Annotated in this window: 24 protein-coding genes; 10 read left to right on the top strand and 14 right to left on the bottom strand. The window is 58.9% G+C overall.

Translation table 11 applies throughout. The features are described from left to right. Positions 1-182: 182 nt before the first annotated feature. The 4 genes from QZ571_RS10060 to QZ571_RS10045 form a co-directional block, all read right to left on the bottom strand. The gene (locus QZ571_RS10060; protein ID WP_295534029.1) at positions 183-398 is read right to left on the bottom strand and encodes a hypothetical protein; all 216 of its coding nucleotides are present in this window, start codon (positions 396-398) and stop codon (positions 183-185) included. Positions 399-846: 448 nt separating this feature from the next. Continuing rightward, positions 847-4,176, bottom strand: a complete 3,330-nt coding sequence (carB, locus tag QZ571_RS10055; protein ID WP_295534027.1) for a carbamoyl-phosphate synthase large subunit — start codon at positions 4,174-4,176, stop codon at positions 847-849. Between the two features lie 106 nt (positions 4,177-4,282). Further along, on the bottom strand, positions 4,283-5,641 hold the full coding sequence (locus tag QZ571_RS10050) for a glycosyltransferase family 87 protein (protein ID WP_295534025.1): 1,359 nt from the start codon (positions 5,639-5,641) through the stop codon (positions 4,283-4,285). A 162-nt stretch (positions 5,642-5,803) separates the two neighbouring features. Continuing rightward, positions 5,804-7,042: a cyclopropane-fatty-acyl-phospholipid synthase family protein gene (locus QZ571_RS10045; protein WP_295534023.1), complete on the bottom strand. Its 1,239-nt coding sequence runs from the start codon at positions 7,040-7,042 to the stop codon at positions 5,804-5,806. Between the two features lie 242 nt (positions 7,043-7,284). Between QZ571_RS10045 and aspS the strand changes: the two genes are divergently transcribed. Continuing rightward, positions 7,285-9,063: an aspartate--tRNA ligase gene (gene aspS, locus QZ571_RS10040; RefSeq protein ID WP_295534022.1), complete on the top strand. Its 1,779-nt coding sequence runs from the start codon at positions 7,285-7,287 to the stop codon at positions 9,061-9,063. A gap of 144 nt (positions 9,064-9,207) precedes the next feature. Here the strand turns inward: aspS and QZ571_RS10035 are convergent, their stop codons facing one another. Then, positions 9,208-9,684, bottom strand: coding sequence for a hemerythrin domain-containing protein (locus QZ571_RS10035; RefSeq protein WP_295534020.1), 477 nt, complete (start codon positions 9,682-9,684; stop codon positions 9,208-9,210). 101 nt (positions 9,685-9,785) lie between these two features. Next, on the bottom strand, positions 9,786-9,920 hold the full coding sequence (locus tag QZ571_RS10030; RefSeq protein ID WP_295534018.1) for a hypothetical protein: 135 nt from the start codon (positions 9,918-9,920) through the stop codon (positions 9,786-9,788). A gap of 122 nt (positions 9,921-10,042) precedes the next feature. Here QZ571_RS10030 and QZ571_RS10025 point away from each other — a divergent pair, with 122 nt between their 5' ends. Further along, positions 10,043-10,786: a GNAT family protein gene (locus QZ571_RS10025; protein ID WP_366929948.1), complete on the top strand. Its 744-nt coding sequence runs from the start codon at positions 10,043-10,045 to the stop codon at positions 10,784-10,786. Between the two features lie 27 nt (positions 10,787-10,813). On the opposite strand, the gene QZ571_RS10020 is transcribed toward QZ571_RS10025, so the two are convergent. Next, positions 10,814-11,524, bottom strand: coding sequence for a response regulator (locus QZ571_RS10020; RefSeq protein WP_295534016.1), 711 nt, complete (start codon positions 11,522-11,524; stop codon positions 10,814-10,816). A gap of 142 nt (positions 11,525-11,666) precedes the next feature. On the opposite strand from QZ571_RS10020, the gene mce reads away from it, so the two are divergent. Both mce and QZ571_RS10010 read left to right on the top strand, forming a co-directional pair. Next, complete coding sequence (gene mce, locus QZ571_RS10015) at positions 11,667-12,071, top strand: methylmalonyl-CoA epimerase (protein WP_295534014.1); 405 nt, start codon at positions 11,667-11,669, stop codon at positions 12,069-12,071. Beyond that, positions 12,071-12,340 carry a DUF1467 family protein gene (locus tag QZ571_RS10010; protein ID WP_295534012.1) on the top strand — a complete coding sequence of 90 codons (270 nt, stop codon included), beginning with the start codon at positions 12,071-12,073 and terminating at the stop codon, positions 12,338-12,340. The genes mce and QZ571_RS10010 overlap by 1 nt, the downstream gene beginning before the upstream one ends. 82 nt (positions 12,341-12,422) lie before the next feature. On the opposite strand, the gene QZ571_RS10005 is transcribed toward QZ571_RS10010, so the two are convergent. Further along, positions 12,423-13,118 (bottom strand): EI24 domain-containing protein, encoded by a 696-nt coding sequence (locus tag QZ571_RS10005; RefSeq protein ID WP_295534010.1) that lies wholly within the window; start codon positions 13,116-13,118, stop codon positions 12,423-12,425. Continuing rightward, on the bottom strand, positions 13,115-13,717 hold the full coding sequence (locus QZ571_RS10000; RefSeq protein ID WP_295534008.1) for a nitroreductase: 603 nt from the start codon (positions 13,715-13,717) through the stop codon (positions 13,115-13,117). Before QZ571_RS10000 ends, QZ571_RS10005 begins: the two co-directional genes overlap by 4 nt. Positions 13,718-13,846: 129 nt before the next feature. Here QZ571_RS10000 and QZ571_RS09995 point away from each other — a divergent pair, with 129 nt between their 5' ends. Beyond that, a complete protein-coding gene (locus tag QZ571_RS09995; RefSeq protein ID WP_295534006.1) occupies positions 13,847-14,095 on the top strand; it encodes a DUF167 domain-containing protein in 249 nt (82 codons plus the stop codon). A gap of 3 nt (positions 14,096-14,098) precedes the next feature. Here the strand turns inward: QZ571_RS09995 and QZ571_RS09990 are convergent, their stop codons facing one another. Beyond that, a complete protein-coding gene (locus tag QZ571_RS09990) occupies positions 14,099-14,371 on the bottom strand; it encodes a hypothetical protein (RefSeq protein ID WP_295534004.1) in 273 nt (90 codons plus the stop codon). Between the two features lie 130 nt (positions 14,372-14,501). On the opposite strand from QZ571_RS09990, the gene QZ571_RS09985 reads away from it, so the two are divergent. The 5 genes from QZ571_RS09985 (at position 14,502) to QZ571_RS09965 (ending at position 18,577) form a co-directional block, all read left to right on the top strand. Continuing rightward, entirely contained in the window at positions 14,502-15,263 is a 762-nt protein-coding gene (locus tag QZ571_RS09985; protein WP_295534002.1) for a M48 family metallopeptidase, read from the top strand. A gap of 37 nt (positions 15,264-15,300) precedes the next feature. After that, the gene (locus QZ571_RS09980; protein ID WP_295534000.1) at positions 15,301-16,593 is read left to right on the top strand and encodes a DUF2254 domain-containing protein; all 1,293 of its coding nucleotides are present in this window, start codon (positions 15,301-15,303) and stop codon (positions 16,591-16,593) included. A gap of 93 nt (positions 16,594-16,686) precedes the next feature. Further along, positions 16,687-17,001, top strand: a complete 315-nt coding sequence (locus QZ571_RS09975) for a DUF6455 family protein (protein ID WP_295533998.1) — start codon at positions 16,687-16,689, stop codon at positions 16,999-17,001. Continuing rightward, positions 17,001-17,261, top strand: coding sequence for a DUF6455 family protein (locus QZ571_RS09970; protein ID WP_295533996.1), 261 nt, complete (start codon positions 17,001-17,003; stop codon positions 17,259-17,261). Before QZ571_RS09975 ends, QZ571_RS09970 begins: the two co-directional genes overlap by 1 nt. Before the next feature lie 131 nt (positions 17,262-17,392). Continuing rightward, on the top strand, positions 17,393-18,577 hold the full coding sequence (locus QZ571_RS09965; protein WP_295533994.1) for an aminotransferase class I/II-fold pyridoxal phosphate-dependent enzyme: 1,185 nt from the start codon (positions 17,393-17,395) through the stop codon (positions 18,575-18,577). A 23-nt stretch (positions 18,578-18,600) separates the two neighbouring features. Here QZ571_RS09965 and QZ571_RS09960 read toward each other — a convergent pair whose 3' ends face one another. From QZ571_RS09960 to QZ571_RS09945, 4 genes are all read right to left on the bottom strand, one after another. Next, positions 18,601-19,512, bottom strand: coding sequence for a pirin family protein (locus tag QZ571_RS09960; protein ID WP_295533992.1), 912 nt, complete (start codon positions 19,510-19,512; stop codon positions 18,601-18,603). 143 nt (positions 19,513-19,655) lie between these two features. Then, positions 19,656-20,366, bottom strand: coding sequence for a hypothetical protein (locus QZ571_RS09955; RefSeq protein ID WP_295533991.1), 711 nt, complete (start codon positions 20,364-20,366; stop codon positions 19,656-19,658). 2 nt (positions 20,367-20,368) lie between these two features. Continuing rightward, positions 20,369-20,953 carry a hypothetical protein gene (locus tag QZ571_RS09950; RefSeq protein WP_295533989.1) on the bottom strand — a complete coding sequence of 195 codons (585 nt, stop codon included), beginning with the start codon at positions 20,951-20,953 and terminating at the stop codon, positions 20,369-20,371. Positions 20,954-21,016: 63 nt separating this feature from the next. Beyond that, positions 21,017-22,771 carry a TadE/TadG family type IV pilus assembly protein gene (locus QZ571_RS09945; protein ID WP_295533987.1) on the bottom strand — a complete coding sequence of 585 codons (1,755 nt, stop codon included), beginning with the start codon at positions 22,769-22,771 and terminating at the stop codon, positions 21,017-21,019. Positions 22,772-23,013: the final 242 nt, after the last annotated feature.

Genomic DNA, 23,013 nt, shown 5'->3' with positions numbered 1-23,013 from the left:
TTTTCTTTCCGAACGCCTTTGAAAGGTGTTTTGGATGAGGTCTTCTGGTCCATGAAGCGACCAGAGTCTGTGTCGCGCTTTACCCAATTACCCGAAGGTGTTTTAGTTTGAGAGCGACCTTTGACCATGCCGTTGCGATGGCCGTCTCCTGAGGGAGGGTTAGTTGCCATAAGGGTTGCTCCTTAGCTCGTATGACATGCAGGGCTGCAATGCTTGCAGCCGTTGATGCGATACCAAGTTGGGTGCTGCCGTTTGGCTTCCGCCACGGCGCCGGAACACTCAACAAAATTGCCGAGATATTCCTTGTCGGTGACAAGCGTCAGCCAATAACAGCCGTCGAGATGAACCTCATAGTCAATGTCGTTCGTCTGCCGTTTATTCAGGTAAAATAGTCCCATTTCCTCGCTCCTTTTTTTGAGGAATACATTGCATTGGAGCGAGCGGATAAGTAGAATCCAGTTGTTGACGCTAAATTCATGGCGGGTCCGCCCGCTTTGATTTCTTTGGGAAGGTCGGCCTTTTGGTCGGCCTTTTCATTTGTGGAAAATGTCTGTTTGCCCCTCTCCTTTTCGCGCAAATTTCGTATGTCACACTGGGAATCCCAATGCTTTTATACGTTGCTGCAATTTCTAAGAAGAGTCAATCGCCTCGCTACATATAGCAAGGATGGGCTAATCTGCCCCATTGGAGAGGATGTACCGCAGCATGTAGGTGTCGTCAACAGGAAAAGGGGATATATTGTGGATAAAATCGATTAAAGGCGCTACGAAATATGAGCAAACATGAACATTTAGGAAACGGATGGGGCGAGCAGAGGTTGTGGATAACTCTGCTCGCCTTTTCTCATCACTGCAAGCTGCGCACGTTCACATCGCCTTCTTTGTGGCTCTTGATCGCGGCGACGGCGGCGATAGAGGCGGCGGCGGTCGTGAAATAGGGGATCTTGTCATAAAGCGCGACGGCGCGGATATCGCGGCTATCGGAAATCGCCTGAGAGCCATCGGTGGTGTTGAACACCAGTGCGATTTCGTCGTTTTTCAGCCGGTCCACGATATTGGGGCGGCCCTCATAGACCTTGAGCACCGAATCCGCGCTCACCCCATGTTCGGCCAGCCATTTCGCCGTGCCGCTGGTGGCCAAGATGTCAAAACCCATCGCGATCAGATCGCGTGCGGCCTCGGCCAATTCTTCGTATTTGTCGCTGTCCTTGATCGAAAAGAACACCCGGCCTGCATCGGGCAGCACGGTGCCTGCGCCAAGCTGCGCCTTCCAGAAGGCGCGCGGGAAATCGCGATCCCAGCCCATGACTTCGCCGGTCGAGCGCATCTCTGGCCCCAGTAGCGTATCGACGCCGGGGAAGCGCGCGAAGGGCATCACAGCCTCTTTGACCGAGAACCACGGCGTGATCGGATCGGCCAGCGTCAGCGGATCGGCAAAGGGGAGCGGCGTGTCGGGGCCAACGCCTGCGGGGTAGGCCGCACGCAGCGGGAAGGCCGACATTTTCTCGCCCGCCATCAGACGCGCGGCAATCGAGGCAATCGCGCTATCGGTTGCCTTGGCGACGAAGGGCACGGTGCGCGAGGCGCGCGGGTTGACCTCAAGGACGTAAATCACGCCATCCTTGATCGCGAATTGCACGTTCATCAGGCCGACCACGTTCAGCCCCAAGGCCATCTTTTCGGTCTGCACCTTTAGCTCGGCCACGGTCGCAGCATCGAGCGAATAGGGCGGCAGCGAGCAGGCTGAATCGCCCGAATGCACGCCCGCCTCTTCGATGTGCTGCATGATGCCCGCGACATGCACGGTTTCCCCGTCGCACAGCGCGTCGACATCCACCTCAATCGCGCCTGACAGATAGCTGTCGAGCAACACGGGGCTATCGCCCGAAACGACCACGGCACTGGTGATGTAGCGCTTGAGCTGGTCAAGATCGCGCACGATTTCCATCGCGCGCCCACCCAGAACATAGGACGGGCGGATCACCAGCGGATAGCCGACGCGGCCTGCAATTTCAAAGGCTTCGGCATCGGAATGCGCGATCCCGTTGACTGGCTGCTTGAGCTCGAGCCGGTTCAGGAGTTGCTGGAAGCGCTCGCGGTCTTCGGCCAAGTCAATCGCGTCGGGCGTGGTGCCCAGAATCGGGATGCCCTCGGCCTCAAGCGCGTTGGCGAGTTTCAGCGGCGTCTGCCCGCCAAACTGTACGATCACCCCATGCAGCGTGCCGTTATCTTGCTCAACACGCAGGATTTCCAGCACATGCTCCAAGGTGAGCGGTTCGAAATACAACCGGTCCGAGGTGTCGTAATCAGTGCTGACCGTCTCGGGGTTGCAGTTGATCATGATCGTCTCATAGCCCGCATCGGTCAGCGCGAAACAGGCGTGACAGCAGCAGTAATCAAACTCGATCCCTTGGCCGATCCGGTTCGGGCCACCGCCCAGAATGACGACCTTTTTGCGATCGCTCGGGCGGGCCTCGCATTCCACATCGCCCATCGCGGGGGCCTCGTAGGTGGAATACATATAGGGGGTTTGGGCCTCAAACTCGGCGGCGCAGGTGTCGATGCGCTTGAAGGCGGCGAACACGCCCAAATTACGGCGCGCGCGGCGTATCTGGGCCTCTTCGCGCCCCGTCAGCGTGGCCAGACGGGCATCGCTAAAGCCCATCATCTTGAGCATGCGCAGCCCTTTGGCATCCAGCGGCAGGCCCTGTTTGCGAATATCGGCCTCGGCATCGACGATCTCGCGGATGCGGGCAAGGAACCACGGGTCATAGGACGTGGCGTGTTGGATATCCTCATCGCTCAGCCCGTGGCGCATCGCCTGCGCGATCAGGCGGATGCGGTCAGGCGTCTGGGCGGAAATCGCCTTGATCACGGCGGCCTTTTCGGGCGCGCCGGGGATGTCGATCTCGTCAAAGCCGCTCAGGCCCGTCTCCATCGAGCACAGAGCCTTTTGCATCGATTCATGGAAGGAGCGGCCAATCGCCATCACCTCGCCCACCGATTTCATCGCGGTGGTGAGTTCGGCTTTCGATCCGGGGAATTTTTCAAACGCGAACCGCGGGATTTTGGTGACGACATAGTCGATCGAGGGCTCAAAGCTGGCGGGCGTGACGCCGGTGATGTCGTTGTCCAGCTCATCAAGCGTGTAGCCCACTGCAAGCTTCGCCGCGATCTTGGCAATCGGGAAACCGGTCGCCTTGGAGGCCAGCGCAGAGGAACGCGACACGCGCGGGTTCATCTCGATCACGACCATACGGCCATCGGCGGGGTTGATCGCCCATTGCACGTTCGAGCCGCCGGTTTCCACGCCAATCTCGCGCAGCACGGCGATCGAGCCGTTGCGCATGATCTGATATTCCTTGTCCGTCAGCGTCAGGGCCGGAGCGACGGTGATCGAATCGCCGGTATGCACGCCCATTGGATCGACGTTTTCGATGGCGCACACGATGATCGCGTTATCGGCCCGGTCGCGCACGACCTCCATCTCGAATTCTTTCCAGCCCAGTAGCGATTCATCGACCAAAATCTGCGCCATCGGCGAGGCATCGAGCCCCGATCGGCAGATCGCCTCGTAATCGTCGCGGTTATAGGCCACGCCGCCACCGGTGCCGCCAAGGGTAAAGGCGGGGCGGATGATCGCGGGCAGGCCGATATGTTCCAAGGCGGTCATCGCCTCGGCGACGCCTGCATTCACGTCATAGCGCCCATTGGCCAGCTTGGGGGCGGCGATGATCGTGGCTTTGGGGTTTTCGATCCCGATCCGATCCATCGCCTCGCGAAATAGCTTGCGATCCTCGGCCATTTCGATGGCATCGCGGTTCGCCCCGATCAGCTCGACGCCGAATTTTTCCAGCACGCCCATATCGGCCAGCGCCAGCGAAGTGTTCAGCCCCGTCTGTCCGCCCATCGTGGGCAGCAGCGCGTCGGGGCGCTCGTCCTCGATGATCTTGGCGACGATTTCCGGGGTGATCGGTTCGATATAGGTCGCATCGGCGAGACCCGGATCGGTCATGATCGTGGCTGGGTTGGAGTTCACCAGGATCACCCGGTAGCCCTCTTCGCGCAGCGCCTTGCAGGCCTGGGCACCCGAATAGTCGAACTCGCAGGCCTGCCCGATCACAATAGGCCCGGCACCGATGATGAGGATGGACTTGATGTCGGTTCTCTTCGGCATGACGGACCCCTTGATGTTGCGTATGCAAAACAGGCGGGGACGGCTGCCCCCACGCAAATTGTTGCGGGTTATAGTCCGCCGGGCGCTCGGTGCAAGGGGGAAAGGCTTAGTCGCGCGGCTGCTTTGCCAGCGCATGATAGGTCACCCCAAGCACAATCGCCCAAATCGTAACCATCAGCACGGTATAGGGCAAAAGATGGAGGCCGCTTAGCGCAAAAATGGACAGTACCTGATTGCTGTTGCCAATCAGAATCAACGCCAAAATTGCCCCGCCTGCCCATCGCGACAGCCCTGCGCACACAGCGGGCGCAAGCAAGAGCGGCACGATTAGGTAATGCAGCCAGCTGAGCGGGCCAAACAGGAAAAGCCCGATTGAAAGGCCCAGCAATGCGAGGGCACGGGCAGGCGCAGTGTGGCGCCGCGCAGCAATGCGCAGCGCAAATACGCCCAGCACAAACCCGAGGCCGCCGATCACGAGACTTGTCCAGAGCGGGGGAATGACCAGCAGCATATTGGGCAGAGGAGTAGGGACATTCAGCGGCGTGCTCAGCCCGATAATTCCTGCCAGGTCCTGAATCAGGATCCGTGCCGAGGGGTTCACCGCAGCCCAGACCGATTTGCCCGAAGCCAGATGAAGCTGATCAAGGAAAGCCCGATGGAGCGGCCAGCCCAAGAGCGCGATTGACAGCCCGGCCAGAATTGCCCCGCTAAACAGAACCGCGATCAGGGCACGTTTGCGCTGTGCCGCATTCTCGCGCGGGAGCATGAAATACACCGCCGCAAAAACCACGGGCGTCAGTTTGATCGCGCTCGCCAACGCGATGGCCGCGCCCGATAGGGCAGGGCGTTTGACTATCAGGGCGCCTGCCAGAAGGATCAGAAAAGCGACGATGATGGACGGCTGGTTGAGCCACAGCGCCGCAGCTATAGGCGCGGTCAGCTTCAGCGTCGCGAGCCCCCACAGCCGAAACACAATGCGCGGCATCTTTGCGGGGCGCGCAATCTGTTCGGCTAGCAAAACCGAGGCAAACAGCATCACGATATGCAGGCTGAGAAAAAAGGCTTGGAAACCCTGTGGCGAGAACGCTTTGGTCAGAGGCGCCAGAAACGCCAGCCAGAGCGGGGGATAAATATAGGGAAATGCATTATCCTGAACGTTTTGGCGCGTTTGGGCCAGAAGCGCGCGCCATTCATCGGGAATGCCGCCGAAGAATTGCGGCGGAGCGACATAGATCAGCCCGTCTTGTCCCAAGGCGTGAAAATGCCCCGCGAACCAGAGGGCGGCTAAATCATTGCCCCAATGTGCCCGATAGACAAACCACGCATAGACCGCCCAAATCACCAGCAAAACCAAACCCAGCCTGTCGGCGCGCGCCGTGTAGAAAAACGCCAAGAACCGGTGGCGCTCCGAGGCGTCAAAGGAATCGGCGGCGTCAGGTTTAGAACGGAGCGTCGATTGAAACATAGGATTTCTCAGCATAGGGCGTCAGTCAGATTCGTTGACACGTTTTGACGGCCTATTCTGGTGAAAATAAGGCGATTGTTTCGAAGCTGGATAAAATTAGGCGCGCAGGCCTAAGGCTGCGCGCCAATTCTGTGCGGGACTGTGCAAAGCGCGCCTGTCGCTTTATTCCGCAGCCAGCCGCAGGTCTTGGTCAGTATCCGCGCGATACAGATAATCGCGCGTCAGGGGTACATCGCCGACCTCATGGGCCAGTTGGTATTGGAAGACCACTTGACCACCATGACGAAACGCCATCTCGGACGCGATCAGATAGAAACGCCACATCCGGGTGAATTTCTCATCATAAAGGGCAACCGCCTTGTCGATATTGGCGTCAAACCGATCACACCAATGGCGCAGGGTCTCGGCGTAATGCAGACGCCAGACCTCGAGGTCGGTCACCACAAGCCCCTCATGTTCTATGGCATTCGACGCCTCGGACATGGCCGGACAATAGCCGCCGGGAAAGATGTATTTGGTAATGAAATCAGCGGTCGCCCCAGCAGTACCTGCGCGGCCGATGAAGTGAATAAGCGACACGCCCCCCGGCTTGAGCAACTCACGGACCTTGCCAAAATACTGACGGTAATGGGGCACGCCGACATGTTCGAACATCCCCACCGATACGATCCGGTCAAAGGTCTCACGCACGTCGCGATAATCACACAGGCGAATGTCGATCTGATCCTGCAAGCCGGCATCGCGCACCCGTTGAGTGGCCAGCGCGTGCTGCTCGCTCGACAGGGTCACCCCCACCACATGCGCACCAAAATCGCGCGCCAGCGTGATCGCCATGCCACCCCAGCCACAGCCAATGTCGAGCACGCGCATGCCCGGCTCAATCAGCAACTTCTTGGCAATGTGACGCTTTTTGGCCTCTTGCGCCTGGTCAAGGGACATATCGGCGTGCTCGAAATAGGCGCAGCTATACTGCCGGTCAGCGTCTAGAAACAGGTCATACAGGTCGCCCGACAAGTCATAATGATGCGCCACATTCGTGCGCGCTTTGTTGACCGGATTGAACTGCGCAAGCCTGCGTCCAAAGAACCGCGAGGCTTCGCGCGGCTTTTCAAACCACGGCATCCCCGATCCGGTCTGATTGCGGATAACAAGGGCAAGAAAGCCGCGCAGATCGTCCTGTTCGATCGTATAATCGCCATCCATATAGCCTTCGCCCACCCCGAGATCGGGCTTGAGCACGATTTTCTTGACGATATCGGGAGAGGTGATCGTGAGCTTTATGGGGATGCCGGTGCCATCGCCATAGCGGCGCAAATCGCCATTATGATAGGTCAGTTGCAAGGTGCCTACGCGGATCAAGTGGCGTAGCATACGATCTAAAAGGGCATCCCAGGCTCTCATGGCAGTCTCCGAAGTGGCAAATGCTTTACGAGTACTCTGTGCAATCATCCTATCTTTTCCGAACGCGAATTTCGCGTGCGGGTTCCCTGACGCGGTCGTCAGCCCCTAAAAATTAACATCTTTTTGCGTTACGCCAAGTTTCCCAAGCGCGAACCCCTCTGTGAATCTGCGCACAGCTTGACTTTTGCCCGCCCAGCCTGTGTATCGGCGCCTTAACGCCATACACGATCCGGGAGCCACCGATGAACGCCTTTCGCAGCCATACCTGTGCCGATCTGAGCGCCGCCAATGCCGGCGAGACCGTGCGCCTTGCCGGGTGGGTCCACCGGGTGCGCGACCACGGCGGCGTGCTGTTCATCGATCTGCGCGACCATTACGGCATGACGCAGGTGCTGTGCGATGGCGACAGCCCGGCCTTCAAAGCGCTGGAAAAAGTCCGCTCGGAATGGGTGATCCGCATCGACGGCACCGTCAAGCTGCGCGATGCAAGCCTGATCAATTCCAAAATCCCGACCGGTGAGATCGAGGTTTACGTGCGCGACCTCGAAGTGCTGGGCGAGGCCGAGGAATTGCCGCTGCCGGTCTTTGGCGAGCAAGACTACCCGGAAGAAACCCGTCTGGCCTATCGCTTCCTCGATCTGCGGCGCGAGAACCTGCATAACTCGATGATTTTGCGCTCGAACGTGGTGAAATCCATGCGCCAGCGGATGTGGGATCAGGGGTTCAATGAATTCCAGACGCCGATCATCACGGCCTCCAGCCCTGAAGGCGCGCGCGACTTCCTCGTGCCCTCGCGCCTGCATCCGGGCAAATTCTACGCGCTTCCGCAAGCCCCGCAGCAGTTCAAACAGCTGATCATGGTCGGCGGTTTCGATAAATACTTCCAGATCGCGCCGTGTTTCCGCGATGAAGACCCGCGCGCCGACCGCTCGCCCACCGATTTCTACCAGCTTGATGTCGAGATGAGCTTTGTCGAACAGGAAGATATTTTCGCCGTGGTCCAGCCGGTGTTGCAGGGCGTGTTCGAGGAATTCGATCCCGAGCGTCAGGTCGATCCGAACTGGCCGCGTATTCCTTACGCGGAATCGCTGCTGAAATATGGCTCCGACAAACCCGATCTGCGTAACCCGATCGAGATGCAGATCGTATCCGAGCATTTCGCAGGCTCAGGATTCGCGATTTTCGCCAAGCTTTTGGAACAAGAGGGCACGCAGATTCGCGCCATTCCTGCGCCCACCGGCGGTTCGCGCAAGTTCTGCGATCGGATGAACAAATTCGCGCAGGAACAGGGCCTGCCGGGCATGGGCTATATCTTCTGGCGCAAGGCCGAGGATGGCGCGCTTGAAGGGGCAGGTCCCTTGGCCAAAAACATCGGCCCCGAGCGCACCGAAGCGATCCGTCAGCAACTGGGTCTGGGCGAGGGCGACGCGGCCTTCTTCTTGGGCGGCAACCCGTCCAGCTTTGAAGGCGTCGCGGGGCGTGCGCGCAACGTGATCGGCGAGGAACTCGGGCTGACCGATAAATCGGTACATAAATTCGCCTGGATCGTCGATTTCCCGATGTATGAGGCCGATGACGAGGGCAAGATCGACTTCAGCCATAACCCGTTCTCGATGCCCCAAGGCGGGATCGAGGCACTTGAGGGCAATCCGCTCGACGTGCTTGGCTATCAATATGACCTGGCCTGCAACGGTTATGAAATCCTGTCGGGCGCGATCCGCAACCACAAGCTTGAGACGATGTATAAGGCGTTCGCGATTGCGGGCTATCCGGCCTCCGAAGTCGAGAAACGCTTTGGCGGCATGGTCAAGGCGTTCAAATACGGCGCTCCGCCCCACGGAGGCTGTGCGGCCGGCATCGACCGGATCGTGATGATCCTTGCCGACACCGCCAACATTCGCGAAGTCATCATGTTCCCGATGAACCAGCGCGCGGAAGACCTGATGATGGGCGCGCCGAGCGAGCCGATGAACGAACAGTTGCGCGAATTGCGCCTGCGGGTTCTGCCCAAAGAGGACTGATCCAAGCATTTTTAGACAAAAAGGCCCCGCCCAAAATCTGGCGGGGCCCTTTTTATATGCTTTCATCTGGCCGAAAATACTCCGGGGGGCTGGCAAAGCCAGCGGGGGCAGCGCCCCCTCAACGCATTTGATCCGCCTCCCGGGTCAATCCTCAAGCTGTTCTTCGCGCTTCTTGTCCACGATCTCGCGCTCTTTCTTTTTGCGAGCGTGGAATTTTTCGCCGTAACCTGCAATCTCGGACTCGTCGATGACCTTCTTCGCCTGAGCAAAGATTTCATCTTCTTCTTCGTCCATGTGATGATTGTAATCGTGCTGTAACTTATGGAATTTGTTGAGCCAGCCGGGGCTCGACATGTCCATCTCGTTCAGCTCTTCAAGCAATTCATCCAACTCGGCATGTTCCTCAACCGAATGGCGTGCGGCATCTTGGCCCCAAATCTTGCTCATCAGCTTGGAGTAGAACGTCTCTTCTTCGGCAGCCGCATGCGATTTGATGTCGTAATAAAACGTATTCCACGTTTTCTTGCGCTCATCGCTGGCGCCTTCGGTCTTGGCGATCTGGGCCATCAGATCGCGATGATTGTCGTGATCTGCCTTGATTGCATCGTAGATCGAGGTCATGGAAATTCCTCCGTTCCATCGAGTATGTGTCGATTACGGAGGTAACGTCATGGTGCGCAGGACAGTTCCCGCCATGCGCAAATCGAGTTGTCATAAGCCTATCAGGAGAAGAGCGCGTGCACCGCAGTGGCCGTAATCGAGGCAGCCAGTGCCAGAACGCCAAGCGAAAACGCCGTCCAATGCGCCGCTTGCACGAGGCGCTGATTTTCGATCAATTGAATCATTCGTTTGCTCATTTCCGTACTCCCTTGGCAGTGGGTATGGCGCTTAATCTCGCGCTGAACTAAGGCAGAACTTGGAAAGAAGTGGTGCGATTGCGGGGCAAATGCACGGAGAAATGGGGTTGCAGGAGGCGGCTATGGGCTTGGAATGGGATCATGAATTTGGCGCGGCATTGGGCGATTGGCACGCACCGCCCCATCCCGCGGATGCACCTGATGCCGTCCTGATCGCGGGCCGTTTCATGCGCCTTGAGCGGTTGCGCCCTGATCACGCTGCGGGGTTGTTCGCCGCGTTCGAGGGGGCAGACGCCGTGTGGGATTACATGCCGCATGGCCCTTTTCCGCATCTGGATGACTTGGCGCGATGGATCACACAGGCCTCCACATTGCGCGATCCGTGGTTTTACGCGGTGATCGAGGCTCAAAGCGGCCGTCCTTTGGGCGTTCTCAGCTTCCTGCGTATCAGCCCCGAGATTGGCTCGATCGAACTCGGCTGGATCACGCTTGCGCCTGCGCTGCAAGGCAAGTGTGCGGCCTCCGAGGCGTTCCTTGCCGCGATCCGATGGGCTTTCAAGGCGGGCTATCGCCGGTTTGAGTGGAAATGCGATGCGCTTAATCTTGCGTCGCGCCGCGCAGCTCAGCGGTTGGGGCTGAGTTATGAGGGCACCTTCCGTCAGGCGACGATCTACAAAGGGCGCAACCGCGATACGGCTTGGTTTGCCGCGATTGATGCCGACTGGCCTGCCCTGAGCGTGGCCTATCAGACTTGGCTGGACCCCTCGAATTTTGATGCCACGGGAAGGCAGCGCAAGCGCTTGTCTGATCTCACCAAACCGCGTTTGGTGCACGTCGATCCGATCCTTGCAGATCCGCCCGAGTAACATCGCAACGGCGCGCCGCAATTTGCCCTAGAACGTAGCGCCAGCGGCGAGGCGATCGGCCACCAGCCCGCTGACATGGCGAAAGTCCTCGCGCGACGGGCCCCCTTTGCGTGCGAGCCGTTGCGCGGCCTCGCCCAAGGCCAGATCATGAGCCGATAGCGCGACCCCTGCCAAAAAATGCGCCGCATAGGGCATTACATGGCTGTTTGGACCTTCGCGCAATACCTCTGCCATATGTTGCAAATCATCGCGCAAGGCGATCGGGTCGGGTTCCACAACCGTATCGCTGAGGGCGCGCAGACCTTGAGGGCGCAACTCCGCAGGCAGCGCATTCAGAATGGCTTGCTGGAATTCGGCGAGGCTTTCGACGGGTTTTTCCAAAAACCCATCTGCCCCCGCCGCCATCGCATCACCGCGCAACCCGCTATCGCCCGAAATGCCCAAAACCACGGGCACAGCCGGCACCATCTGGCGGATTGCCGCAATCAGATCACCGCCCGAGCCATCGGGCAGGCCCATATCGACGATTACCACGCTGGGGCGATAGACCTGCAAATGGCGATATGCCGAGGCCAGACAATCCGCCCTGCGGATGCGCGCGCCTGATCGCAAACACAACAAGCGCACTGCTTCAGACGCAAAGCGGCTGTCTTCCACAAGCAAAACGGTGAGGCCCATCAGCGGGCGTTCAGCCGTTGCGCTGCGCGGTACAAGAAAGGTCGTGAGATCATCTGCCATTTTGTCACCCAGTCAGATTCGCCAATTCCGTTACAGTAGGGGGTAAACTGCCTAACAGCGGGTTAACGCCACTTCGCCACACTTGCGCTGTTGCGCACACGCCTTTACCCCTAGGTGCGATCCGCATGTAAGGGAGGCCCAGATGATCGGACGCTTGAACCATGTCGCCATTGCCGTGCCCGACCTCGAGGCCGCCTCGGCGCAATATCGCGACACGCTGGGCGCTCAGGTGGGGCCTGCGCAAGATGAACCCGATCACGGCGTGACCGTGGTCTTCATCGAACTGCCCAACACCAAGATCGAACTGCTCTATCCACTTGGAGAGAACTCTCCTATCCAAGGGTTTCTTGACAAGAACCCCGCCGGGGGCATCCACCACATCTGCTACGAGGTCGAGGATATTCTGGCGGCGCGCGACAAGCTGCGCGATCAGGGCGCGCGGGTGCTGGGCACGGGCGAGCCTAAGATCGGCGCGCATGGCAAGCCGGTGCTGTTTTTGCACCCCAAGGATTTCAACGGCTGCCTCGTTGAATTGGAGCAGGTCTGATGAACCTTACCGGCGGTATCATTCTGTTCGCAGTGATCTGGTTCTTGGTGTTTTTCGTGGTGCTGCCGCTTCGGCTCAAGACGCAGGGCGATGTGGATCAGATCGTGCCGGGCACGCAGGCGGGCGCCCCTCATGAGGCGCATCTCGGGGCCAAGGTGAAAATCACTACTGTGGTGACGGTCGTGCTGTGGGCGGTGATCGCGACGGTGTTGCTGTCGGGGATCATCACGCTTGAGGATATCGACTTTTTCGGCCAGTTGCGCCATTAAGGGGCGCGTGGCGAAAAGGTTGAAAAATTTAAGCTCTGCCCCGTTTTCGACCGCGTTTCCTGGCTTTAAAGGTTGAAAAACGTCAACCGCGCCGCCCAGTGACCGCGTGAAACAAATGCGTAAACCCAGCAGCGCCCAGCACTGGCACGAAGAGATTCAGGATCGGAATCGACAGCGGCACCGCCATCAGCGCCCCGGCCATCCAGACGGTCAATTTGTGACGCTGATACAAGGCGCGCGCTGCGTCGCGCTCCATCCGGCGCTGTGCGGCCATTTGGAAATATTCCCGTCCCAGCAAATAGCCGTTGAGGCCAAAAAACAGAAAGGGCGCAAGCGGGATGACGAAGGGATAAATCATCAGCGCGATCAGGTTCGCCACGACGATCACCCCAAAGAAGCGCAGCGTGTCGGCAAAGCTCTCGGTTAGGCTGAGTTTGCGCACTGGGGGGAGCGTTGGATAGTGTTCGTTCTCGACCAATTCCGCCACATCCTCGAGGAAAAACCCGGTGAATGCCGAGGCGACGGGCACCATCAAGAACATCGAGGCGAACAGCATGATCCCGGCCGACACAATCGAAAGTGCGGTGTCGATATGGCCGATCTCGCCGATGAAAGGCAGCGAGAAACTGTCCGGGACCAGCCAGCCGATCAGCCACACCATCGCGAGATAGATCGCGATCAGCAGACCCAACGACAGGGCCACGCCGATGCCAACGATTTTCATCGCACCGGGGCGCAGTAAATCACCCCAAGCCTTAACGTAACTGGTGATGATCATTCCGAAATCCAGCTAGTGATGGCGTTGAGATCGGGGCGCGGGCGGTCGGGCGGCGTTACGCCCTCGGTACCCAGATGAACGAAGCCCGCGACCAGTTCGCCCGGCGCTAATCCCAATAGATCTTCGCCAAAAGCGACATCATGTGCGGCCCAGCCGGTCAGCCAGTTGGCACCCCAACCCGCAGCCAGCGCGCCATTCAAAAGCGATAGACATACCGCACCGGCGGACAAAACCTGTTCGATTTCCGGGACTTTCTCGCTGGCTTTGGGCGAGAAGATCACCGCGACACAAAGTTGACTGTCCAAGAATTGCTTGCCGGCCTTGGCGACTTTCTCTTCGGGTAGACCTTGCGCGCGCGCACGCGTTTCGGCCTCGGCGCCCAAACGTTGCGCGGCCGCGCGCGTAATCACGATGAACCGCCACGGCTCCAGCTTGCCATGATCGGGCGTGCGTGCGCCTGCCTGCAAAATCTCATGCAACTGCGTGGCATCGGGGGCAGGGGCCACCAAGGTTTTGGCCGGGCGTGAGCGGCGCGACAGCAGGAAATCCAGCGCGGTTTGATTGCGCGTGGCAGGGTTCACGGTTTGGGTCTCGGGCATCGAACTCTCCACTGATTTGGCTTCGATATCGGACGGGGCGGGACAAATTGCAACCGCGCAGGGCGCGCTTTCTTATGTGAGCAGGCGTTAGCTTGTGTGCGCAGGTGTTGGGGCTATGCTGTTGGGGTCATGACGGATTTGTCCCATCTTGCGATCTCGGGCGCTGAAATTGCGCTGCGGGTCACACCGAAAGCCTCGCGCAATGAGATTCGCGTGGGTGAAGACGGATTGCGGGCTTATGTGACGGTGGTGCCCGAAGCTGGCAAAGCCAATGCTGCAGTGCAAAAGATGCTGGCCAAGGCGCTGGGCGTGGCCAAGACGCGCCTGACCCTGATTCGGGGCGAAACCGCGCGCGACAAGGTGTTTCGCCTAGATTGAGCGTCAGCTTTTTGCGTCAGGCTCGGTTGTCTCGTTGGCTTGGCGCAATCGATACACACCCTCGGGCAGGTTCAATGCCGCTGCCAACTCGCGCAATTGCGCATGCGAGAAGGTAATGGATTGCACCTGATCGGTCTGCTCATCAAGCTGCTCAACCACCACGCAATCCTCAAAGGAGGTGATTGTCACATCCTCTTGCAGATAGTCGCGTGGATCTGTGCCCTCATCGACAAGGGTGATTACGGTCGCGTCGAATTCGTGTTCAATGGTAAACATACCACCATGCTAGCGTGCCACGCGCCGCGCCGGAAGCGAAAAACACCAGCGCGTGGGCTTGGGGATGGCGCGCCCTGCCAGAGGCGATAGAGTGCGCTTGCGATCGTCGTTTTTGCCCCATGAGTGTCCCATGACCTTGCCGCGCCTTGCTGCCCGTTTGATCCCCGTGCTGCTGATGGCGGTTTTGGCGGGCTGTGCGCTGCCTGTGCCGCCGACCGAGCCCGCCCCCTTGCCCCCGATCTCCCCCGAGGTGCAGGCCAAAGCCGAGCGCGCGGTGGATCAGTTGGTCAGCGTGGCGCGCCGGATGGAGCCGGTGATCGAAACCGAATGCCGGGCGCGCTCGCGGGGGCGCAATTGCAACTATCGTCTGGTGGTTGATGACCGCGTCGATCTGCCCCCCAACGCCTTTCAGACCGAGGATCTCCGTGGTCGCCCGGTGATCGGCGTGACGCTGGCGATGATTGCCGAGGTGCATAGCGCCGATGAGCTGGCCTTTGTGCTGGGCCATGAGGCGGCGCATCATATTGCGGGCCATATTTCATCGCGTGAGCGCGACGCCCAAGAAGGGGCGCAGATCTTGGCCAAGATGGTGCGTGCGCAGGGGGCGGATCCGCGCACCGTGGCCGAGGCGCGCAAGGCGGGTGCGGAAATGGGCAGCCGACTTTTTGCCAAGGATTATGAGTTGGAGGCCGACAGGCTGGGCACGATCATCACATGGGATGCGGGGTATGATCCGCTCAAGGGGGCTGCGTTTTTCCGCCGTTTGCCGGACCCGGAAGAAACCGTTCTGGGTACGCATCCGGCCAATGCGCTGCGTCTGGATGTGGTCGCCAAGACCGTCGCCGAGCTGCGCGCGGGAACCATAACCGGCTCTGGGGGATTGCTGAAGTGAGACGCGCGACAGACGCGTCGTAACAGGGGGACGCATGATGAGCTTATCCAGTCTGCACTGGCGGCTGCGCGTGATCTTGCGCGAAATCTGGGTGCGCGTGACCGCATTCGGAGTGCTGGGCATCATAACGGCGCTGGGCTCGGCCGGGTTTGGCCATCTGCTGCCCGGGGATTTAGGTCTCAAGATGGGCGCGGATTCGGTTGAGCCGATCCTCAAGATCATGGCGACGGCGATGCTCACCGTGACCACTTTTTCGCTGCAAATCATGATCACCGCCTTTGGCGCGGCCCAAACCGGAGCAACCCCGCGCGCGATCAAACTGATGCAGACCGATCAGATCACGCAAAACGTTCTGGCCAGCTTTATCGGCTCCTTCGTATTTTCGCTGGTCGGGATCATCGCGCTGCAAACGCCGATCTATGATTCTTCGGGGCGGTTCTTGCTGCTTGTGGTGACGATTGGAGTGGTGGCGGTCGTGGTGATCTCGCTGTTGCGTTGGGTGCAGCATCTGAGCGAGTTCGGGCGGCTGGGCGATGTGATTTCGCGGGTTGAAGATGCAGCGGCTAGCGCGTTGAAGCAACGCTGTGCGGACCCGTTTATGGGGGCGCACCCGTGGCAGGACCCGCCGACAGGAGTGTTTCGTGTGAAATCGCCGCGCACGGGCCATGTGCAGCATGTCGATGTTCATCAGTTGCAAGCCATCGCACAGAGGCATGAGTGCCGGATCTGGCTAAGTGCGGAACCGGGGTGTTTCGTGCATCCCGCCGCCGATTTGGTGCTGTGTGATGCGCTGCCCACCGATGCGGGCGCGCGCGAAGCGCTGGAAGAGGTGATCATCGACAGTTTCGCCGTCGATCACGCCCGCGATTTTGAGCAAGATCCGCAATTTGGCCTGATCGCACTGGCCGAGATCGCCTCGCGCGCGCTCTCGCCTGGCATCAACGACCCGGGCACGGGGATTGATATTTTAGGTCGACTGATGCGCGTTCTGGCGGACTGGAACCCGGTTGAGCAGCCCGATCTACGCAACGACCGGCTTTATGTGCGCAGCATTTCCTCCGATCAGTTGATTGACGATGCGTTTTCCGCGATTGCACGCGATGGCGCGGGGCTGTTCGAGGTGGCGCTGCGTTTGCAAAAGGTGCTGGCGGCTTTGGCGCAGATCACGCCCGAACAGTTCGCGCGCCCTGCAGCCCGACAGGCGCATCAAGCGGCGCTGCAATCGGAGGCGGCGTTGCCGCTTGGCGAAAATCGCGCGCGCATCACCGCCGCCGCCAAGGCGCTGGCCAAGGGGGAAGAGCCGTCGCAAACGTTCGAGCCACGCGGCTAGCGCCTGCGGGTGAGGCATGTCGTCTTGATCTGAATCATAGTTGGCAGGGGCCGCGCGCGCCACACTCGTCCCAATAAACTGGGGAGATGTGCCATGTCTGACGCCCGAAACCTCAATCGCCATGCCGCGATGATGAACCGTATGGCGCAGGTGCTTGGCATTGATCTGACTGCCGAGATGGCGCAGGGTCGGATGTCTGGGAGTGACTGGAAAGACGCGCTGATCCGCTGCACCGGATGTGCCGCGCCCGAGCAGTGCACGCTGTGGCTATCCGCGCATGGCCCTGAGCGCGAAACCCCGGCCACCGAAAGCCCGCACTATTGCGAAAATCGTTTGATGATGAAGCGGTTGCACGCTGAGAAAGCTGCCAGGCGGATATTGGAAGTCCAATCCGAAGGAGGGATGTGATGGGAGTTCAAGACAATTTCGATCTGCATTACTGGATCACGCGCAGTATGGGCAAACGGATGGGTGTGAACCTGTCCGATGCGATGCGAGACGGTCGTCTGACGCAAGCCGATTTCGCGGAAATGATCACTGCCTGCCGGACCTGCGGGCGTAGCGAGTTCTGTTTGGCGCTGCTGTCAGAGCGGGGCGAAGAGCCCAATGTTTTGCCCAATGACTGCCCCAACAAAAGCGCCCTCGATTCGCTGCGTTCGTTGCACTGATCCGGGTTGGGTGAGAGTTAGCGGCTTGGGCGGGGCCTCGCGCATGCGCCTGCAATCATGAAAGTTTCATTTTTCATATGAGCGCGGCGGGTGTAAAGAAATGCTGAAAGTCAGTTTCAGGATTTCTTGCCATGCCCCGTGACGGTCAGACTGCCCCCAACTGCTATGACGCCGAGCCGATCCCGGAGGAGGCGCGCGCCGAGATTGAACGCCTTCTAAGCAGCGGGGATCTGTTTCGCTACACTTCACAAGATGCGCCAGTGGCCCGGCTCGAAGCGGAATTTGCGGCCCTCATGGGGGTGAAATACGCGCTCGCGGTGTCGTCGTGCAGTCAGGCCTTGTTCTTGTCGCTCAAGGCGCTGGATCTGCCGCGCGGCGCGCGTGTGCTGGTCCCCGCCTTTACATTCGCCGCCGTGCCCTCGGCCATCGTGCATGCCGATTGCGTGCCGGTTCTGGTCGAGGTGGGGAAAAATTACCGCATCGACATCGCCGATTTCGAGGCCAAGTTCGACGATAGCATCGCCGCGGTGATGATCAGTCATATGCGCGGCCACACCTCGGATATGGACGCAATCATGGCGCTGGCCGAGGCGCGCGGTGTGCCGGTGATCGAGGATGCGGCGCACTCGCTTGGCACGCTCTGGAATGGTCGCAAGATCGGCACGATTGGCAAAATCGGCTGCCTGTCGTTTCAATCCTACAAGCTGGTCAATGCGGGCGAGGGTGGCATCTTGCTGACCGATGATCCTGAACTGGCCGCGCGTGCGGTGATCATGTCGGGCGCTTACGAGCATAACTGGAAAAAGCATCCCGGCCTGCAGAACTCTTACGTTCAGTGGCAAAACAAGCTGCCGCTGTATAATTGCCGGATGCAGAACCTGTCGGCGGCTGTGATCCGCCCGCAACTGCCCGAGGTCGAGCGGCGCGTTAATGACGGGCGCGCCAATCATGACTATGTGGCCGAGCGGCTCAACAGCAGCGCGTGGCTGGATGTGCCTCCGCCCTTGGCCCCTGAAATCCGCGCGCCGGATTCCTTGCAATTCAATCTTGTGGGCGATTGGTCGGATGACGAGGCGCGTAAGCTACAGGCTGAAACCAAGGCGCGCGGCGTGGGCGTGTCGGTGTTCGGGCTAAGCGAGGATAACGCGCGTGCTTTCTGGAATTGGGAATTTTTGGGCGAACAGCGCGATCTGCCGCTGACCCGTGCGATGCTGATGCGGGCTTGCGACACGCGGCTGCCTGCGCGCCTTGCCCGCCCGGATCTGGACTATATCGCCACGGCAATCCTTGAGGCGGTCGCGGCGGTCAAGGGCTAGTCCCCCGACCGCCACCGCCCGGCCTAGTGCGCGGGCTTGATGAAGGTGTTGTTGCGCAACTCCGCCATCGCGGTCATCAGCTCTTCACGTGTGTTCATCACGATCGGCCCGTGCCACGCGACGGGTTCGCGGATTGGCGCGCCCGAGATTAACAGGAACCGCACGCCCTCTTCGCCGGCCTGCACGACGATCTCATCGCCGGTGCCAAAGCGCACCAAGGTGCGGTTGCCCGACAGGTCGCGGATGTTGACTTCTTGTCCGCGCACTTCTTTTTCTAGCAACACGCCTTGTGGGTCTGACGCCTCGGCAAAGGCGGCAGCGCCTTGGAACACATAGGCGAAGGTCTGGCGATAGGTGTCGACCTTGAGGCGCTTTTTCACCCCCGGCGGGATCGAGATGTCGAGATATTGCGGATCGGCGGCAATGCCATCGACCGGGCCGCGCTGCCCCCAAAACTCACCTGTAATAATGCGCGCGACGGTGCCGTCATCATCGGTCACGTCGGGAATATCGCTACCTTGGATGTCTTGATAGCGCGGCGCGGTCATTTTCAGATCCGAGGGCAGGTTGGCCCATAGCTGAAACCCGTGCATCTGCCCGGCGGCATTCCCGCGCGGCATTTCCTGATGCAAAATCCCCGAGCCAGCGGTCATCCATTGCACCGAACCTGCGCCTAGCGTGCCGCGATTGCCAAGGCTGTCGCCATGATCGACCTCGCCGGCCAGAACATAGGTGATCGTTTCGATCCCGCGATGGGGATGCCAGGGAAATCCCGCTGTGTAGTCCGAGGGATGATCGCCCCGGAAATCGTCAAACAGCAGAAAGGGGTCGGCCTCGGACGGATCGCCAAAGCCAAAGGCGCGGTGCAAATGCACCCCGGCACCTTCGATGAAATGTTGGGATTGGCGGGTCTCTAGGACGGGTCTGATCGACATTGGAGCGCTCCGTTTTCTGAGATGGGGGCAGGCCGCAAGATGCAGCCTGCTGTTGCCATATCAAATAGGCGGATGCGATGACGGCGCAACTCCGCGTTCTGGCACAGACCCTCTGGATGCGCGCACAGATAGCACGGGTGAGCTTAGCTGTTGGGATCCCACATCAGGCGCGGCTCGCGCGGGCGGGTCACAACGAAGGACGGAAACGCTAGGCCGGTGGCAAGACCAGCCTTGTGCCACAGCGTATCTGTCACCTTGGTGCCATCGCGCGTGGTTCTTGTGGTCACGAGGCTGCGATTGCCGAGCCCGATGAACGGGTTAAAGCGATAAACCGACTCGGTGATGACGGCCATATCGCCCACGGCCATCATCGGAATACGGTTTGCCACCCCGTCGAGCCCCGCTTGGGTATAGGGCTGCGCGAGTATGATATTATTGGTGCCGGGGGTCGCATAGGAATCGACCAGCGTGAATTTTTTGTTCACGCCATCGCAAACGACATCAGGCTTGTCATCGGCTGCGGCCTTGCATTTGAACAAGGTGACACGCAGCCAAGACTGGTTTGTCGCATTCGTGCGCGTGAGGAAGTTGAAGACCTTTTGCAGGCCTTGCACATATTTGGGTCCGATTGGGGTGCGCTGACGCGAGATCATATCCGCGATCGTGTAAGTGGCGCGCGTTGCTTCGGAGCGCAGGCGAAAGGCATCATAAATCTGAAAGGCGATCAGCGTCCAGGCGATCAACAAAAGCGCGCCCATCACGCCCTCAATCGCGGCCGACCCCGACTCATCTTTGCGAAAAGCCTTGAGGCCCCCGCGCTTCTTTGGCTGCCGGATTTTGTGAAAGCTGCTCATGCTCAATCCTTCACACGCGGTTCGTTCACGAAGGCGGTGGTTGCCACCAGCGCATATTCATCGCCCCAAGGCCAAGCGGCAGTCAGCGCCTTGGCAAAGGGCGAAGCTTCCATCATCGGGCGGACGCGCACACAGGCACGCATCAACATCATCTGGTCATCCGTCCCGTATTCGACATTCGAAGGCGGCGGCGTGGTGTTGTCTGAACTGGTCTCGCAGTTCAGCGCCTTGCCCGTCAGGGTCGAACTCCAATCGGATTGATTGACCGAGAAGGTTTCAACCGAGAGCTTGTCCATACAATTCGAAATGAAGACGAGATTGGAGCAGATCGTCTTTTTCAGCGTTTCTTCATCGGGTTTGGAATCAAGACCAAGCTGCATAATGCGCGCCGTCAACGCGACGCCACGATCAAACAGCGTTTGCTTCATGATCATGATGGACATCTCGATCGCGCCAAATGTCAGGAACAGATAAAAGACGATCCAAGGCAAAGTGGGAATGGTGACCGCACCGCTTTCGTCATGGCGAAACCGTGCGAGCGCGCCAAGGCGTTTGCTGTGTTTCTTATTTGGGACGGTGCTGCTCATTGTCTTTGTCCGCATTGGGTCGGGAAGGGGATGGCTGGGCCGATTTCGTGGCCCAGCTTAGGTTTAGTTGGTGAGGCGCAGGGCATTGATCGCAGAGGCAATCGAGCTGAACGCATCGGTCATATCGTCGGAGGAAACCTCATAGGCATAGCTTGGACCGGTCGCACATTTGCTAAGAACCGCAGCGCCTTCTGGCGGGGCATCCACCGCAAGGGTAAAGATACGGATTTCTTTCGATTTGGCCAAAGTGCAGAGCGCGCTCAAATTCGCGTCCTTCGTTGCAAATTGCGACTGGATCGCCATCTCGTCGTAGATGCCTGTCGAAGAGGTGTTCCAGTTTTCTGCCTTGCGCGGCGGGTATTGGAACTTCGAGATAAAGTATTGCAGCGTGTAATTTTGAGCCCAGATGGTCTCCCAAGAGATCGAATGCAGATCTAATTTCTGAAAGCTGGTGGTACAGGTTCTGTTCCACCCATATCCGGTGCAGGTTGTCTGACTGGTCCCGATATCCTTTTCGGCCATCCATTTGCCCGTGGCGAAACTGTAATACGGATCCTCTCCATCTGTCGCGCGGCTTTGGGAGAACCAATACAGACTGCTCATTTTGTTCGTTGAGAAAGCTGTGCTGCTTGAGGTCGAGAAGAAGTCCGACGGACCAGTGCGATATTCCATTTTGGTCGAGAAAGACCGCGTGTTCTGACCATCGGTCAACAGCACCAGAATTTTGAGCGCAGTGTCGTCTGCGGTCGAGGTCGCGCTGGTATAATCCATCGGGTGCTTGTTCATCGTTGCGCCGATGGCGCCTTTGTTCACGAGCGCCGCTGAGACCGGGCGCGCAGATGGGTCCAAAAGAGCCAGACCCCAGCGTGCCCCGATGTCGATCGCGGTGTCACCGCCAGGCGTCAATTTGTCGATCTTGGACGTCACCTGATCTTCGTTATCCTCGAATGCCATGACAGAGGCGTCAGAGTTCTCTTGGCAGTTATTAATGTTCTTGTAGGTTGAAAGGCCAAAGTTATTGCCCCAGTAGTCAAAGCTGTCGCCATACATCGTGCGTTGCAGCGTTGCAGTGGGCGAGATCGGCAGCGACCCAAAGCCAAGCGTCTGCACATCCACACAGGTGTTTTGCGTGTGATCCGTGCTGAGGTGATAGATTCCGCCCAGCGTCGAGCCCAAAGTCACCTGTTGGTTGTAGGGCACGATCGAGATCGCAAGACGGCCAGCGGGCGCGCCCACGGGTTGGACCTGATCAAACACCTTGGTGACAAAGTTTTTCGCCGCCGGCTTGAGCAAATCCATCCGGGTTTTGTATCCCGAAACGTAATCATTCATTGAGCCCGAGATATCGAGCACCATCGACACTTCGACATTGCCAATCGATTCTTCAGCCTGTGATTTGGCATTCGATCTTAAAGATTTGATGCCTGAAAGTTCACCAAAAATCGTTGGCATATTGTCTGTCACCGCAGCGGTCACGCGGCGGTATTCGCCATGCGCACCCTCTTCGACCACGGGAGTCATATCCAGATAGGAGAGGCCCGCTTTGTTGATGTAATCGTTAACCACAGCTTCGGGTGACAAGCTTTGGTCAAGATCGGCGGCTGCCAACGTGGCGCGGTCAAGCGTGGCTTGAATCACGGTGCGTCGCTCTTCTTGACGTACGAGATCGATCGCGACCCCGGTCACCACAAGCATGATGATGAACAGCTGCAAACTCAGAATGATGAGCGCACCATCTTCGTCTCTTGCGAATTGGCGCAGCCGAGACAGCCGGCTGCTGGTGTTGTTCGCAAAAATCTCGCAAATACGCTTTTTCATCAGTCATACTCCTTGCCCACAGGCAGGCCCCAAGCCTCAACCGCGTGAGACGGACGTCTTCAAGGATCTAAAGTGACTAATGCTTTAGGCGGAAATAAGGCGGGGGTGGGGCAAAGATGAAGCGATTGTCGCTGGTTGAGGGGGGAAGCCGGTTATCCTGACAAGTTTGGTTTCTGAAATGCAGACAATCGACATTAATTTGTTAACTCCCACACAAGGAATTGCGGCGAAAACGCAGGAAA

This window comes from uncultured Thioclava sp. (assembly GCF_913064665.1).
In the GTDB taxonomy this organism is placed as follows: Bacteria; Pseudomonadota; Alphaproteobacteria; order Rhodobacterales; family Rhodobacteraceae; genus Thioclava; species Thioclava arctica.
The sequence above is the reverse complement of the archived record's forward strand: the minus strand, read 5'-3'. Positions and strand labels throughout refer to the sequence as shown.

What these genes read in the sequence shown, in the direction of transcription:
- QZ571_RS10030 (WP_295534018.1), bottom strand. Translation starts at nt 9,920, where the DNA reads ATGAGCAAACGAATGATTCAATTGATCGAAAATCAGCGCCTCGTGCAA.
- QZ571_RS10045 (WP_295534023.1), bottom strand. Translation starts at nt 7,042, where the DNA reads ATGAGAGCCTGGGATGCCCTTTTAGATCGTATGCTACGCCACTTGATC.
- QZ571_RS09970 (WP_295533996.1), top strand. Translation starts at nt 17,001, where the DNA reads ATGGGAGTTCAAGACAATTTCGATCTGCATTACTGGATCACGCGCAGT.
- QZ571_RS09960 (WP_295533992.1), bottom strand. Translation starts at nt 19,512, where the DNA reads ATGTCGATCAGACCCGTCCTAGAGACCCGCCAATCCCAACATTTCATC.
- QZ571_RS10000 (WP_295534008.1), bottom strand. Translation starts at nt 13,717, where the DNA reads ATGCCCGAGACCCAAACCGTGAACCCTGCCACGCGCAATCAAACCGCG.
- QZ571_RS09980 (WP_295534000.1), top strand. Translation starts at nt 15,301, where the DNA reads ATGAGCTTATCCAGTCTGCACTGGCGGCTGCGCGTGATCTTGCGCGAA.
- QZ571_RS10060 (WP_295534029.1), bottom strand. Translation starts at nt 398, where the DNA reads ATGGGACTATTTTACCTGAATAAACGGCAGACGAACGACATTGACTAT.
- QZ571_RS10035 (WP_295534020.1), bottom strand. Translation starts at nt 9,684, where the DNA reads ATGACCTCGATCTACGATGCAATCAAGGCAGATCACGACAATCATCGC.
- QZ571_RS09945 (WP_295533987.1), bottom strand. Translation starts at nt 22,771, where the DNA reads ATGAAAAAGCGTATTTGCGAGATTTTTGCGAACAACACCAGCAGCCGG.
- QZ571_RS10020 (WP_295534016.1), bottom strand. Translation starts at nt 11,524, where the DNA reads ATGGCAGATGATCTCACGACCTTTCTTGTACCGCGCAGCGCAACGGCT.
- QZ571_RS09975 (WP_295533998.1), top strand. Translation starts at nt 16,687, where the DNA reads ATGTCTGACGCCCGAAACCTCAATCGCCATGCCGCGATGATGAACCGT.
- QZ571_RS09965 (WP_295533994.1), top strand. Translation starts at nt 17,393, where the DNA reads ATGCCCCGTGACGGTCAGACTGCCCCCAACTGCTATGACGCCGAGCCG.
- QZ571_RS09985 (WP_295534002.1), top strand. Translation starts at nt 14,502, where the DNA reads ATGACCTTGCCGCGCCTTGCTGCCCGTTTGATCCCCGTGCTGCTGATG.
- QZ571_RS09995 (WP_295534006.1), top strand. Translation starts at nt 13,847, where the DNA reads ATGACGGATTTGTCCCATCTTGCGATCTCGGGCGCTGAAATTGCGCTG.
- QZ571_RS10025 (WP_366929948.1), top strand. Translation starts at nt 10,043, where the DNA reads ATGGGCTTGGAATGGGATCATGAATTTGGCGCGGCATTGGGCGATTGG.
- QZ571_RS09955 (WP_295533991.1), bottom strand. Translation starts at nt 20,366, where the DNA reads ATGAGCAGCTTTCACAAAATCCGGCAGCCAAAGAAGCGCGGGGGCCTC.
- QZ571_RS09950 (WP_295533989.1), bottom strand. Translation starts at nt 20,953, where the DNA reads ATGAGCAGCACCGTCCCAAATAAGAAACACAGCAAACGCCTTGGCGCG.
- QZ571_RS10005 (WP_295534010.1), bottom strand. Translation starts at nt 13,118, where the DNA reads ATGATCATCACCAGTTACGTTAAGGCTTGGGGTGATTTACTGCGCCCC.
- QZ571_RS10050 (WP_295534025.1), bottom strand. Translation starts at nt 5,641, where the DNA reads ATGTTTCAATCGACGCTCCGTTCTAAACCTGACGCCGCCGATTCCTTT.
- QZ571_RS09990 (WP_295534004.1), bottom strand. Translation starts at nt 14,371, where the DNA reads ATGTTTACCATTGAACACGAATTCGACGCGACCGTAATCACCCTTGTC.
- QZ571_RS10010 (WP_295534012.1), top strand. Translation starts at nt 12,071, where the DNA reads ATGAACCTTACCGGCGGTATCATTCTGTTCGCAGTGATCTGGTTCTTG.
- mce (WP_295534014.1), top strand. Translation starts at nt 11,667, where the DNA reads ATGATCGGACGCTTGAACCATGTCGCCATTGCCGTGCCCGACCTCGAG.
- carB (WP_295534027.1), bottom strand. Translation starts at nt 4,176, where the DNA reads ATGCCGAAGAGAACCGACATCAAGTCCATCCTCATCATCGGTGCCGGG.
- aspS (WP_295534022.1), top strand. Translation starts at nt 7,285, where the DNA reads ATGAACGCCTTTCGCAGCCATACCTGTGCCGATCTGAGCGCCGCCAAT.